The organism is Rhizobium sp. BK650 (genome assembly GCF_014195325.1).
In the GTDB taxonomy this organism is placed as follows: Bacteria; Pseudomonadota; Alphaproteobacteria; order Rhizobiales; family Rhizobiaceae; genus Rhizobium.
Window position 1 is genome coordinate 335376 of record NZ_JACIBK010000005.1, and the last position, 12416, is coordinate 347791.

12 protein-coding genes are annotated in these 12416 nt (G+C 60.4%); 10 read left to right on the forward strand and 2 right to left on the reverse strand.

Features of this window, described 5'->3' with window-relative positions; translation table 11 throughout:
* Nucleotides 1-12: 12 nt before the first annotated feature.
* The 10 genes from FHX15_RS15355 to FHX15_RS15400 all read left to right on the forward strand — a co-directional run bounded on the left by FHX15_RS15355 (nt 13) and on the right by FHX15_RS15400 (nt 9313).
* Nucleotides 13-1035, forward strand: a complete 1023-nt coding sequence (locus FHX15_RS15355; RefSeq protein WP_184398467.1) for a glycoside hydrolase family 3 protein — start codon at nt 13-15, stop codon at nt 1033-1035.
* 44 nt (nt 1036-1079) lie between these two features.
* Entirely contained in the window at nt 1080-2681 is a 1602-nt protein-coding gene (locus FHX15_RS15360; protein ID WP_184398469.1) for an ABC transporter substrate-binding protein, read from the forward strand.
* 62 nt (nt 2682-2743) lie between these two features.
* Nucleotides 2744-3721, forward strand: coding sequence for an ABC transporter permease (locus FHX15_RS15365; RefSeq protein WP_184398471.1), 978 nt, complete (start codon nt 2744-2746; stop codon nt 3719-3721).
* A 1-nt stretch (nt 3722) separates the two neighbouring features.
* Complete coding sequence (locus FHX15_RS15370) at nt 3723-4601, forward strand: ABC transporter permease (RefSeq protein WP_184398473.1); 879 nt, start codon at nt 3723-3725, stop codon at nt 4599-4601.
* Nucleotides 4598-5398, forward strand: a complete 801-nt coding sequence (locus FHX15_RS15375; protein WP_184398475.1) for an ABC transporter ATP-binding protein — start codon at nt 4598-4600, stop codon at nt 5396-5398. Before FHX15_RS15370 ends, FHX15_RS15375 begins: the two co-directional genes overlap by 4 nt.
* On the forward strand, nt 5398-6297 hold the full coding sequence (locus FHX15_RS15380; RefSeq protein WP_184398477.1) for an ABC transporter ATP-binding protein: 900 nt from the start codon (nt 5398-5400) through the stop codon (nt 6295-6297). The genes FHX15_RS15375 and FHX15_RS15380 overlap by 1 nt, the downstream gene beginning before the upstream one ends.
* A 69-nt stretch (nt 6298-6366) precedes the next feature.
* On the forward strand, nt 6367-7047 hold the full coding sequence (locus FHX15_RS15385) for a spermidine synthase (protein WP_184398479.1): 681 nt from the start codon (nt 6367-6369) through the stop codon (nt 7045-7047).
* A 190-nt stretch (nt 7048-7237) separates the two neighbouring features.
* Entirely contained in the window at nt 7238-8389 is a 1152-nt protein-coding gene (locus tag FHX15_RS15390) for an alpha-hydroxy acid oxidase (protein WP_184398481.1), read from the forward strand.
* A 69-nt stretch (nt 8390-8458) separates the two neighbouring features.
* Nucleotides 8459-8809: an antitoxin Xre/MbcA/ParS toxin-binding domain-containing protein gene (locus FHX15_RS15395; protein ID WP_184398483.1), complete on the forward strand. Its 351-nt coding sequence runs from the start codon at nt 8459-8461 to the stop codon at nt 8807-8809.
* A gap of 9 nt (nt 8810-8818) precedes the next feature.
* On the forward strand, nt 8819-9313 hold the full coding sequence (locus tag FHX15_RS15400; protein ID WP_184398485.1) for an RES family NAD+ phosphorylase: 495 nt from the start codon (nt 8819-8821) through the stop codon (nt 9311-9313).
* Nucleotides 9314-9360: 47 nt separating this feature from the next.
* Here FHX15_RS15400 and FHX15_RS15405 read toward each other — a convergent pair whose 3' ends face one another.
* Nucleotides 9361-10725, reverse strand: a complete 1365-nt coding sequence (locus FHX15_RS15405; RefSeq protein ID WP_184398487.1) for an alpha-glucosidase/alpha-galactosidase — start codon at nt 10723-10725, stop codon at nt 9361-9363.
* Between the two features lie 22 nt (nt 10726-10747).
* Nucleotides 10748-12415 carry an ABC transporter ATP-binding protein gene (locus tag FHX15_RS15410; RefSeq protein ID WP_184398488.1) on the reverse strand — a complete coding sequence of 556 codons (1668 nt, stop codon included), beginning with the start codon at nt 12413-12415 and terminating at the stop codon, nt 10748-10750.
* Nucleotide 12416: the final 1 nt, after the last annotated feature.

Here is a 12416-nt window from a genome sequence, read left to right on the forward strand (position 1 = left end):
CGGAGTTTGATAGTGTCCTCGACCCCGCTTGCTCTCTTCGTCGGCCTTCCCAATCCGACGCTTTCGGACGACGAATTCTCCCTCTTTCGCGAGACAAATCCCCTCGGCCTCTTTGTCGGCCGCCGCAACCTGCGCAATCCGGAGCAGGCGAGAATCCTGATCGAGCGCTTCCGCGAGGCCGTGGGCCGCGACGATGCGCCCGTCTTCACCGACCAGGAAGGTGGCCGTGTGCAGCATATGGATGCCGGCCCCTGGCCGCTCTTCCGCAGCTTCGGCCAATTTGCCGAACTTGCCCGCCGCGATCTCGATCTCGGCAAGAGGGCGCTGCGCCTCTCCAGCCAGGCCATGGGCGCCATGATGAGCGAACTCGGTCTTTCCAGCGGCTGCTCGCCCGTTCTCGATCTCGTCTTCGAGACAACGAGCGCAGTCATCGGTGCCCGCTCCTTCGGCCCGGATCCGGATTTCATCGCCACGCTTGGGCGCGAAGTGGTCGATGGTCTGCTTGAAACCGGCAACATGCCGGTCATGAAGCACATTCCGGGCCATGGCCGCGCCACGCTCGATTCCCACAAGGAACGGCCCGTCGTCGATGCCTCGCGCGAGACGCTGACCGCAACCGACTTCAAGCCTTTCGTGGCGCTGAAGGAGACGCCTTGGGCGATGGTCGCCCATGTCGTCTACTCCGCTTACGACGCCGAGCTGCCGGCTTCGATTTCGCCGATCATGCACGAGGTGATCCGCAAGGACATGGGTTACGACGGCGTACTGATCTCCGACTGCATCTTCATGGAGTCGCTGCGGGGCACTCTGCCGGAGCGCGTCGCACAGGTTCTCGATGCCGGTTTCGACATTGCGCTTCACAGCCATGGCGACGTCAAGGACAGCGAAGCTGCCGCCAAGGCTGCGCGCCCGCTGACCGACGCTGCACAGAAGCGTATCGCCGCCGGCAAGGCCCGCCTCGGCACCCTCAAGATCGACTATCGCGCCGCCCAGGCGGAAGTCGAAGCCATGTTTGCAAGCACGCTCGTCTCTTGACCGGCGCAACGATTTTTCACGACATAAGAAAAGGGGAATTTGACATGAAGCAATATATTCTGGCGGCCGCAGCCCTGACCATGTTGTCAGGCGCGGCCATGGCGCAGACCATCCTGACGGCCAACATCGAGCCGGCAACGACCTGGGTGCGCAACTTCAATCCGTTCAACCAGACCTCGTCGCGCCAATCGACCCTCGACTTCATCTATGAGCCCCTGGTCATCTTCAACCGCTTCGACAGCAACAAGCCGGTCTATCGCCTGGCCGAAAGCTTCAAGCTTTCCGACGATCTGAAGAGCATCGATTTCAAGCTGCGCCCGAACCTGAAGTGGTCAGACGGCCAGCCGCTGACCTCGGCCGACGTCAAGTTTACCTATGACTATCTGAAGAAGTTTCCGGCACTCGACTTCGTTAGCATCTGGACCTTCATCACCGACGTGCAGGCGGTCGATGCCCAGACGGTCCGCTTCACGCTCGCCAATCCGAGCTCGCTTGCCGCCGAGCAGCTGTCGCAGCTGCCGATCGTGCCCGAACATGTCTGGAAGGACGTTGCCGATCCGGTCACCTATGCCAATGAAAATCCTGTCGGCAGCGGCCCGCTGACGGAAGTGCCGCGCTTCACCGGCCAGACCTACGACCAGTGCCGCAACCCGAACTACTGGGATGGCGAGCACCTGAAGATCGACTGCATGCGCTTCCCGCAGCTTGCCGACAACAACCAGATCTTGACGGCGACCGCCGATGGCACGCTCGACTGGGGCGTTTCCTTCATCCCCGATATCGACAATGTCTATGTCTCGAAGGATCCTGACCATTATCACTACTGGTATTCGCCGAGCAGCATGGTCGCCTTCCTGTTCAATCTCGAGACGTCGAACGAGGCCAACAAGAAGGCCTTCAACGATGTGAAGTTCCGCCGCGCGGTCTCCATGGCGCTTGACCGCAAGACGATGATCGATGTTGCCGGCTACGGCTATCCGACATTGAACGAAGACCCCGGCCTGATGGGCGAGCTCTACAAGAGCTGGGCGGACCCGTCCGTCAAGGCCGACTTCGGCAAGTTCGCCGCCTATGACGCCGATGCCGCCAAGGCACTGCTCGACGAAGCCGGCTATCTCGACAAGGACGGCGACGGCCTGCGCGACAATCCGGACGGTTCGAAGATCTCCTTCTCGATCATCGTTCCGAACTCCTGGACGGACTGGATCGACACGGTCAACATCGCCATCGAAGGCATGCAGGCAGTCGGCATCGATGCCAAGATCGAGACGCCGGAAGAGGCGGTGTGGACCTCCGACCTCATCGACGGGAAGTTCGATGCGGCAATCAATAGCCTGCCGGCTTCCGCCTCGCCCTACTATCCCTACAAACGCGCCTTCAGCGCATCGGACAAGGGCAAGACCCGCTTCACTGCACAGCGTTGGTTCAACCCTGACGTGGAAGACCTGGTCACCCAGTTCACCCACACGGCCGATCTCGACAGGCAGAAGCAGGTGATGAACAAGGCTCAGCGCATCGTTGCTGAAAACATGCCTGTCATCCCGGTCTTCAACAATCCGAACTGGTATCAGTACAACACAAAGCGCTTTACCGGCTGGTCGACCAAGGAAAATCCGTTCGTCAATCCATCCATCTCCGTCAAGTAGGCCATTGTTACATACGGCGGGAGCGGCGCGGCAAGCGCCGCTCCTGTTTTGACGGAGTCCCCATGGCTTTTCTGCTTCGCCGCCTCACCTTTTACCTGGCGGCCTTCATTGCTGCAGCGACAATCAATTTCTTCCTGCCCCGCCTGATGCCGGGCGATCCAGTGCGCATCATGTTTTCGAGCGCGGGCGCTGAACTGCCGCCGGAAAGCCTGCAGGCGCTGAAGCTGACCTTCGGCTTCGTCGATGGGCCGCTCTGGCAGCAATATCTCACCTATCTCGGCAGCATCTTTACCGGCGATCTCGGCCGGTCGATCAAATATTTCCCGCTGCCGGTCACGTCAGTTCTCGGCCATGCGCTCATCTGGACTGTCGGCCTGATGGGCACGGCGACGATCGTTAGCTTCGCGCTCGGCACCTTCCTCGGCATCGTCGCTGCCTGGCGGCGCGGCAGCAAATTCGACGTCATCGTCTCGATTGGCGCGATCTTCGCGACATCGGTGCCGGCCGTCGTCACCTCGCTGATCGTGCTTTTCTTCTTCGGCTTCACGCTTGGCTGGTTCCCGAACGGCTATGCGGCCGATCCCTCGCTCGATCCGGCCTTCAGTTTCCAGTATATCGGCAGTGTCGCCTATCACGGCATCCTGCCAATGATCACGCTCTGCACTGTGCTGGTCGGCGGCTTTACTGTGACCATGCGCAACAACATGATCAACCTGCTCGGCGAGGACTATATCGTCATGGCCCGCGCCAAGGGCCTGTCCGACCGGCACGTGATGCTCTGGTATGCGGCGCGCAACGCGCTGCTGCCGACCGTCTCCAGTCTGGCGATTGCCATCGGCACCATTCTCGGCGGCTCGCTGGTGACCGAGGTCGTCTATAATTATCCGGGTCTCGGCAACATCCTCTATCAGGCGATCCTCGCCCGTGATTATCCCGTCATCCAGGGACAGCTTCTCATCATGACCGCAACCATGCTGATCGCCAACTTCATCGTCGACGTCAGCTATGTGCTGCTCGATCCGCGACTGAAGGGAGCGTGAGATGAAAAGCCTGCTCCGCAATCGCAAGGCGCTGATCGGCCTCGCCATCATCGCCTTCATCGTCATCGTGGCGATCGCCGCACCGCTTTTGACGCACTACGACCCGGCCGCCCGCACGGGGCGTCCACACCAGCCACCGTCGGCCGAACATATTCTCGGCACGACGCGCATCGGCCAGGACGTCTTTGCGCGGCTAATCTATGGTGCGCGTACCTCGCTCGCCGTCGGCTTCGGCGCCGGCCTGCTGATCACCGCCGTCGGCACCGCCCTCGGCATCATCTCAGGCTATCGCGGCGGCAAGACCGACGAGGTCATCAGCTTCTTTACGAACATGGTGCTCGTCGTACCGAACCTGCCGCTGCTGCTCGTTCTTGCGGCCTTTATCGGCCAGGCAAGTCCGCTCGTCATCGCCCTGATCCTCGGTGCCACGTCCTGGGCCTGGGGTGCACGCGTGACCCGCGCCGAAACCCTTTCGGTCAAGCAAAAGGACTATGTCAAATCGGCGGAGATGATGGGCGAGCCGCAATGGCGCATCATGACATTTGAAATCTTTCCCAACGTGATTTCCATTGTCGGCATCAATTTCATCGGCAGCATCATCTTTGCGATCATCACCGAAGCGACGCTGGAATTCCTCGGCCTTGGCGACCCCAGAGTCGTCTCCTGGGGCACCATGCTTTACAACGCGCAGAAGGCTTCGGCGCTTTCAGTCGGAGCATGGTGGGATATCCTCACACCCTGCTTTGCGCTCGCCTTCCTTGGCATCGGCATGTCGCTTCTCAATTTCGCCGTCGATGAGATCGCAAATCCGCGCCTGCGCACCGGCAATCACCTGAAGCGCTGGTCCCTGCTCATCCGCTCCGGGGAGGGCCGCCTGTGAACCAGCCGCTGCTATCGGTTAAAAACCTCACGATCGACTATATCGGCGAGGAAAAGGATTTTCGTGCCGTCGATAATGTCAGCTTCGACGTCGCCCCCGGCGAAGTCTTCGGCCTGGCCGGCGAATCCGGCTGCGGCAAGAGCACGATCGCCTTTGCCATAAGCCGCCTGCACAAGCCGCCGGCACTGATCCGCAAGGACAGCCAAATTCTGCTTGCCGATCGTGATGTGCTGGACCTCGACCCGGAGGCGCTTGCCGCCTTCCGCTGGCGCGAAGTCGCTATGGTCTTCCAGAGCGCGATGAACTCGCTGAACCCGGTTTTGCGCATCGAGGACCAGTTCTATGACGTGTTGCGCACCCATAAGCGCATGACGAAGGCTGAGGCGCGCGAGCGCACGGCCGAGATGCTGCGGCTCGTCGATATTGCGCCGGATCGCATGCGCAACTATCCGCACCAGTTTTCCGGCGGCATGCGCCAGCGTATCGTCATTGCTATCTGCATGGCGCTTGATCCGAAGCTCGTCGTTATGGACGAGCCGACGACGGCGCTCGATGTGGTTGTGCAGCGCGAAATCCTTCAGCGCATCAACGAACTGCGCAAAGAATTCGGCTTCTCGGTGCTCTTCATCACTCACGATCTCGGCCTGATGGTGCAGTTCTGCGACCGGATCGGAATCATGCTCGCCGGCAAACTCGTCGAGCAGAACGATGCCGGAGCGATCTACAAGACGCCGCAGCACGAATATACCCGGAAACTCTGGGCCTCCTTTCCCTCGCTTTATGGAGGCGTGCTTTAATGAGCGATGCCATCCTCGCCCTCGACAGGGTCACTAAGACCTTCGGCCACGGCGCTTCCATGGTTCACGCTGCCCGCGCCATCTCGTTCTCGCTGCATGCCGGCCGCGCGCTGGCACTTGTCGGCGAATCCGGCAGCGGCAAGACCACCTGCGCCCGCATGGCGATGCGCGAATATTCGCCGACTTCAGGCCGGATCTTCTATAAGGGCCACCCCGTGGAAGGCGCCAAGGCGGACGAAATCGCCCGCTACCGCCGGTCCGTGCAGATGATCTTCCAGGACCCCTTCGCCTCGCTCAACCCGGCCCATACGATCGCCCATCATCTGCAGCGACCGCTGAAGCTGCATCGGCCCGAGATCCGCGGCAAGCAGATCGATACGACGATGCGCGAATTGCTCGAGCGCGTGAAGCTCGATCCCGATATCGTCGCGCCGAGGTATCCGCACGAGCTTTCGGGCGGCCAGCGCCAGCGCGTCAATATCGCCCGCGCTCTTGCGGCCCAGCCGGAGGTGATCGTTGCCGACGAACCGACCTCCATGCTCGATGTCTCGGTGCGCCTCGGCGTTCTCGATCTTCTGAACGAGATGAAGAAGGAGATGAACCTAGGCCTGCTCTATATTACCCACGATATCGCCACCGCCCGTTATGTGGCGGAGGATATCGCCGTCATGTATTCCGGTCAGATCGTCGAATGGGGCCATACGGCCAAGGTGATCGACAATCCGCTGCATCCCTATACGCGTCTTCTGCTCTCGGCTGTCCCCGATCCGGATGTGCGCTTCGACGATCCGCGCACACGTCTGCAGCCGCAGGAGGTGGATGATATCCGCCGCCGTTCCGCCGCACCGCAGGAACAGATTGTGCAGCATGAGCCGGATCATTTCGTGCGCATGGTCTGAGCAAGGCTTGCTGGCTTCGGCCGTCGTCCTGTGCTAGGGGACGGTCCCTTTCAGCGAGATGAAACCGCTATGCTTCCCTGGATCCAGCTCGATTCCGCGACCATACCCGGCGAAGGCGGGCAATTGCGGCTAAAGCAGCGCGGAACCGAATTTTCCATCATGCTCGGCACCAACGAGCTGATGAACAGCCGCCTCAGCGGTTCGGAAGAAGCGCTCGCTACTCTGTCCTTTGAACGGATCAAATCGCATCCGAAGCCGAAGATCCTGATCGGCGGCCTCGGCATGGGTTTTACCCTGCGGGCCGCGCTTTCGGTCGTGCCCGCAGATGCCGGTGTCGTCGTCGCCGAACTGATCCCGGAAGTTGTTGCCTGGGCACGCGGCCCGATGGCGGAAGTCTTCAGAGGCTGCCTTGACGATCCGCGCGTCTCGATCCACCACGGCGATGTCGGCGAAGCGATCCGCGCCGGAAAAGCCGGTTACGACGCCATCCTTCTCGACGTCGACAATGGACCTGACGGCCTGACCCGCAAGTCCAATGATCGGCTCTATGATTATGCCGGGCTCAAGTCAGCCCGCGAGGCACTGCGCCCAGGCGGCGTGTTGGCCGTCTGGTCTTCCGGGCCGGATCCGTCCTTCACTCGGCGCCTGAAAGATAGCGGCTTTGCCGTCGATGCGGTCAATACGCGGGCCAACGGCAAGCGCGGCGGCGCGCGCCACGTCATCTGGCTCGCAGTCAAGCCCGGTCGCTGACCGAACCCCCGGCAATAAATGCATCTTTATCAGCAAAGGCGACGGATGCATGCGCAAGAGAGCTTGAGATTGGTGCAGTAATAATCGTATCCCATAGATCATGGATCGCGACGACGAGGAGGTCTCGCGGCCATTCATCGGCCGAGCCGCATGCGGAGGCATGACGCGCGGCCCTCGATTGGATACGGGTATGCGCCTTTCAGACTGCCATAACTTTCACGATTTCCGCCGCCTCGCCAAACAGCGCCTTCCGGGCCCGATCTTCAACTATATCGACGGTGCAGCGGATGACGAAATCACCTACAGGCGCAACACTGCATCCTTCGAAACCTGCGATCTCCTGCCAAGCGTGCTGCGGGGCGTGAGCGATGTCGATATGTCGGTCACCGTCATGGGCCAGAAGCTCGCCATGCCGGTCTATTGCTCGCCGACGGCGCTGCAGCGGCTCTTCCATCACGAGGGCGAACGGGCGGTTGCGCACGCTGCCGGCAAGTTCGGCACGATGTTCGGCGTTTCCTCGCTCGGCACGATCAGCTTGGAAGAGGCACGAAAGATCAGCAGCGGTCCGCAGGTCTACCAGTTCTATTTCCACCGGGACCGCGGCCTCAACCGTGAAATGATGGCGCGGGCAAAGCAGGCAGGCGTGCAGGTGATGATGCTGACTGTCGACAGCATCACCGGCGGCAATCGTGAGCGTGACAAGCGCACCGGCTTTGCCATCCCCTTCAAGCTCAATCTTTCGGGCATGGCGCAGTTTGCGGTCAAACCCGCCTGGGCGATCAATTACTTCACCCATGAGAAATTCCGCCTGCCGCAACTCGATAGCCATGTGGACATGGGCAGCGGCACGATGTCGATCAGTCGCTATTTCACCGAAATGCTCGATCCCGCCATGAACTGGGACGATGTCGCCGACATGGTGAAGACCTGGGGCGGGCAGTTCTGCCTGAAGGGCATCATGACGGTCGAGGATGCCAAGCGCGCCATCGATGTCGGCTGCACCGGCATCGTGCTATCCAATCACGGCGGCCGTCAGCTCGACGGTTCGCGCAGCGGCTTCGATCAGTTGGCGGAAATAGTCGATGCCGTCGGTGACAAGATCGATGTGATGGTCGATGGCGGCATTCAGCGCGGCACGCATGTACTCAAGGCCTTATCGCTCGGCGCCAAGGCTGTTGGCGTAGGGCGCTATTATCTCTTCCCGCTTGCGGCTGCAGGTCAAGCCGGCGTCGAACGTGCGCTCTTGCAAATTCGCACGGAAATCGAGCGCGGCATGAAGCTGATGGGTTGCGCTTCTGTCAGCGAGCTCTCTGCAGGCAACCTGCGCTTCCGCAGCTGCTAAATCTTCCGCCATTGAATGCCGCGGATATTGACGCTATATAACGTCAGTACGAACGGCATGGAGGTGACCATGGGCCTCGCACAATATGCAGATGACGGTCTCTTTGCACCGCGCAAGATCGCCGATGCCTTCCGCACGACAAGCGAAGAGATCGCCCGCACCGCGGGTCTCGGCAAGGATGCGATCCAGCGCAAGGATCGCCTGCGCTCCGACAAGACGCAGCGGCGCCTGCGTGAGATGATCGAAGTAGTCAATAAGGTCGAACCCCGCTTCGGCTCGGCGCTGATGGCCTATGCCTGGTATCGTTCCGAGCCTCTATCGGGTTTTTCGGGCCAGACAGCCATGCAGCTTGTTCGCGACGGTCGGGCCGACGAGGTGATGGATTATATCGATGCGGTCGATGCCGGCGTTCACGCCTAGTGCTTGCTGATGCGCTATGAAGGCAAGCTCTATCGGGCGCTGAACCCGATCTATGCGCGCCAGCCTCTCTCGGGCCGGGGAGCTGAACTTTATGGCGGTCGGTTCAATCCCAAGGGAATGCCGGCCCTCTATGCGTCCCTATCCGTTCTGGCCGCACTTCGAGAAGCCAACCAGGTCGGCAGCCTGCAGCCGACCACCCTCGTCTCCTACGACGCTGAAATCGAGCGCGTCTTCGACAGCAGGGATGAAGCTGCCCTTGCAGCCGAAGGCATGGAGCCCGCAACAATGGCCGCGGCAAGCTGGCGCGATGAAATGAGGGCGAGCGGAGAAGCAAGAACACAGGCCTTTGCGCGCAAGCTTGTGTCCAATGGCTATCACGGCCTCCTGGTCAGAAGTTTTGCACCTGCCGCCAAAAGTGATGATCTCAATCTCGTGCTCTGGCGATGGGGCGACACAAGTCCTTGCCGCCTGACGCTGATTGATGACGAAGGCAGATTGTCCTGACCGTTAAGCGTGACCAGCGCCGGGATTCCGCCGGCGCTGGTCATTTCTCAGGCGGCGCGTACCTTGTTCTTCCGTGCCCATTCCGGCAGCCACTCGCCATGGGCGGCGAGCAGTTCATCGACGAGCGACCAGATCTGGTCGAGATCGAGTTCTGCCGCCGTGTGCGGATCCATCATCGCGGCATGGTAGATATGCTCCGGATTCTCCGTCATCAGCGCCTGCACCGTCAATTCCTGGACATTGATGTTGGTGCGGATGAGTGCCGTTAGCTGCGGCGGCAAGTCGCCGATAAAGGTCGGCTGGATGCCGGAGGCGTCGACAAGGCACGGCACTTCCGCGGCGCAATTGGAAGGCAGCGAGGTGATGCAACCGTTGTTGCGGACATTGCCGTAGATGACCGAGGGTTCGCCGGTCCAGACCGAATTGATGATCGAGGAAGCATATTCCTTCGATTCATTGACCTCGATCTTGTCGGCCGAACGATAGGCTTCGGCCTGACCTTTCCAGCGGGCGATCTGCTCGATGCAGCGCTTCGGATATTCATCGAGCGGAATGCCAAATTTTTCGATCAGATCTTCACGGCCTTCCTTGATGAAGTAAGGCGTGTATTCGGCAAAATGTTCAGAGCTCTCAGTGACGAAATAGCCAAGCCGCGTCAGCATCTCGTAGCGAACCTTGTTGGGGCAGCGCGGGTTCCAGCCGGGCTTCGGTGCCCGGCCTTCGCGATAGGCGCGCACCAGATCCGGATAGAGGTTCTTATAAGAGCCATCCGGCTGGCGATGCTCGAACTTCAGGTAAAAGGCCATGTGATTGATGCCGGCCGAGCGGTAGCGGATTTCGTCATAGGGGATATCGAGATCATGGGCGAGCTCCATCGCCGTGCCCTGCACAGAATGGCAGAGGCCGACCTGCTTGATGTCAGGGTATTTCTCCGCAATCGCCCAGGTGTTGATCGCCATCGGGTTCACATATTGCAGCATGATGGCGTTCGGGCAGACGGCGCGCATGTCCTCGCAGATTTTCCAGAGGTGCGGCACGGTTCTGAGACCACGCATGATGCCGCCGACGCCGAGCGTATCGGCAATCGTCTGGCGCAGGCCGTATTTCTTCGGCACTTCGAAGTCGGTCACGGTGCAGGGCTCGTAGCCACCGATCTGGAAGGCGACGACGACGAAATCTGCACCGGATAGCGCCTTGCGCTGATCGGAATAGGTTTCTGCCTTCGCCTTGACGCCAAGCGTCGAAATCAGCTTGTTGACGACGATGGCGCTTTCTTCAAGCCGCTGCGGATTGATGTCCATGAGCGCGATCGTGGCCCCCGACAGCGCCGGACGCTGCAGGATGTCGCCGACGATGTTCTTCATGAAAACGGTGGAGCCAGCTCCGATGAACGCTATTCTGGGATTTGCCATATGAACCTCCGGCATTCTGAAATCACGCTACCTCGAAAGCGGCTCTGACAAGCCGTTCGGTGTAGGGCGTCTTGGGATTGGAAAGGACGTCGTTGACAGGGCCCTCTTCCATGATCTTGCCGTGCTGCATGACGATGACACGGTGGCAGAGGGCGCGCACGACCTTCAGGTCGTGCGAAATGAACAGGTAGCTCAGGCCTCGCTCGTCCTGCAGCTTGCGCAGGAGTTCGATGATCTGTGCCTGGACAGACAGATCGAGCGCCGAGGTCGGCTCGTCGAGCAGGATGAATTCGGGCTCCAGTGCGATCGCCCGCGCGATGGCGATGCGCTGGCGCTGCCCGCCCGAAAATTCATGCGGGAAGCGGGAGAGAATATTGCCCGGCATGCCGGCGGCGATCAGCGCTTCGCGGACCCTATCGAGACGTTCGCCCTTGGTGGCGCCGAGTTTGTTGACGACCAGCCCCTCCTCGATGATCTGACCGATCGTCATGCGCGGATTGAGCGAGGAGAACGGATCCTGGAACACCACCTGCATGCGCGAGCGCAAGGGGCGCATTTCGGCCCGTGACTTGCCGTGGATCGGCTGTCGGTCGAAATAGATCTCGCCATTGTTGGTGTCGTTGAGCCTGAGTATAGCCTGGCCGAAGGTAGTTTTTCCCGAACCGGATTCACCGACGAGCCCCAGCGTTTCGTGTCGCCTGAGCGTCAGATTGAGGCTGTCGACCGCGACCAGTTCGCGTAGTTCCGGCCTGAAGAAGCCGCCATGGCGCAGCATGAAGGAGACGCGCACGCCGCGCGCATCGAGAATGATATCCGATCCTTCCGGCAGCGGGTTGGCCTGGCCGCGCGGCTCGGATCCCAGAAGATGCTTGGTATAAGGATGCTGCGGATTGGCGAAGAGCTGCTCAGTGACATTGTGCTCACGCATCTCGCCATGCTGCATCACATAGACATAGTCGGAGAACTTGCGCACCACCGTGAGATCGTGGGTAATCAGGATAACCGCCATCCGCAATTGTGTCTGCAAGTTGCGGATGAGGTTGAGAATCTGCGCCTGGACGGTGACGTCGAGCGCCGTCGTCGGTTCGTCAGCGATCAGGACATCGGGATCATTGGCAAGCGCCATCGCAATCATCACGCGCTGGCGCTGACCACCCGAAAGCTGGTGCGGATATTGCAGCAGACGCGCCTCCGGGTCGGGGATCTGTACCTGCTTCAGAAGCTCCAGCGCTTTGGCATTGGCCTGTTTGCGGCTCATCTTCCGGTGGACGCGGATCGCTTCGACGATCTGGCTGCCGATCGTGTAGATCGGGTTCAGCGAACTCATCGGCTCCTGGAAGATCATCGAGATGCGGTCACCGCGCAGCCTGCGGCGGGCCTTCTCGGAGAATTTCAGGATATTGTTGCCGTCATATTCGACACTCGAGCGCGGCGAGATGATCGCACGCTTTGACAGTAGCCCCATCACTGTGCGAGCTGTTACAGATTTGCCGGAGCCGGATTCACCGACGATGGCGATCGTTTCGCCGCGATAGAGCTGGAAGGAAATATCCTTTACGGCTTCGACGGTGCCGTGCTCGACCTTGAAGTTCACGCCGATATTGCGGGCATCGATAACAGGGCTTTCCTTGCGCCCGTCATGATCGTGACGGACGGGCGGAGCGAAGGAACTGACGAGAGCAAGAGCCATC

Coding starts and splice junctions, on each gene's coding strand:
- FHX15_RS15360 (WP_184398469.1), top strand. CDS start 1,080: ATGAAGCAATATATTCTGGCGGCCGCAGCCCTGACCATGTTGTCAGGC.
- FHX15_RS15365 (WP_184398471.1), top strand. CDS start 2,744: ATGGCTTTTCTGCTTCGCCGCCTCACCTTTTACCTGGCGGCCTTCATT.
- FHX15_RS15370 (WP_184398473.1), top strand. CDS start 3,723: ATGAAAAGCCTGCTCCGCAATCGCAAGGCGCTGATCGGCCTCGCCATC.
- FHX15_RS15380 (WP_184398477.1), top strand. CDS start 5,398: ATGAGCGATGCCATCCTCGCCCTCGACAGGGTCACTAAGACCTTCGGC.
- FHX15_RS15385 (WP_184398479.1), top strand. CDS start 6,367: ATGCTTCCCTGGATCCAGCTCGATTCCGCGACCATACCCGGCGAAGGC.
- FHX15_RS15390 (WP_184398481.1), top strand. CDS start 7,238: ATGCGCCTTTCAGACTGCCATAACTTTCACGATTTCCGCCGCCTCGCC.
- FHX15_RS15395 (WP_184398483.1), top strand. CDS start 8,459: ATGGGCCTCGCACAATATGCAGATGACGGTCTCTTTGCACCGCGCAAG.
- FHX15_RS15400 (WP_184398485.1), top strand. CDS start 8,819: ATGCGCTATGAAGGCAAGCTCTATCGGGCGCTGAACCCGATCTATGCG.
- FHX15_RS15405 (WP_184398487.1), bottom strand. CDS start 10,725: ATGGCAAATCCCAGAATAGCGTTCATCGGAGCTGGCTCCACCGTTTTC.
- FHX15_RS15410 (WP_184398488.1), bottom strand. CDS start 12,415: ATGGCTCTTGCTCTCGTCAGTTCCTTCGCTCCGCCCGTCCGTCACGAT.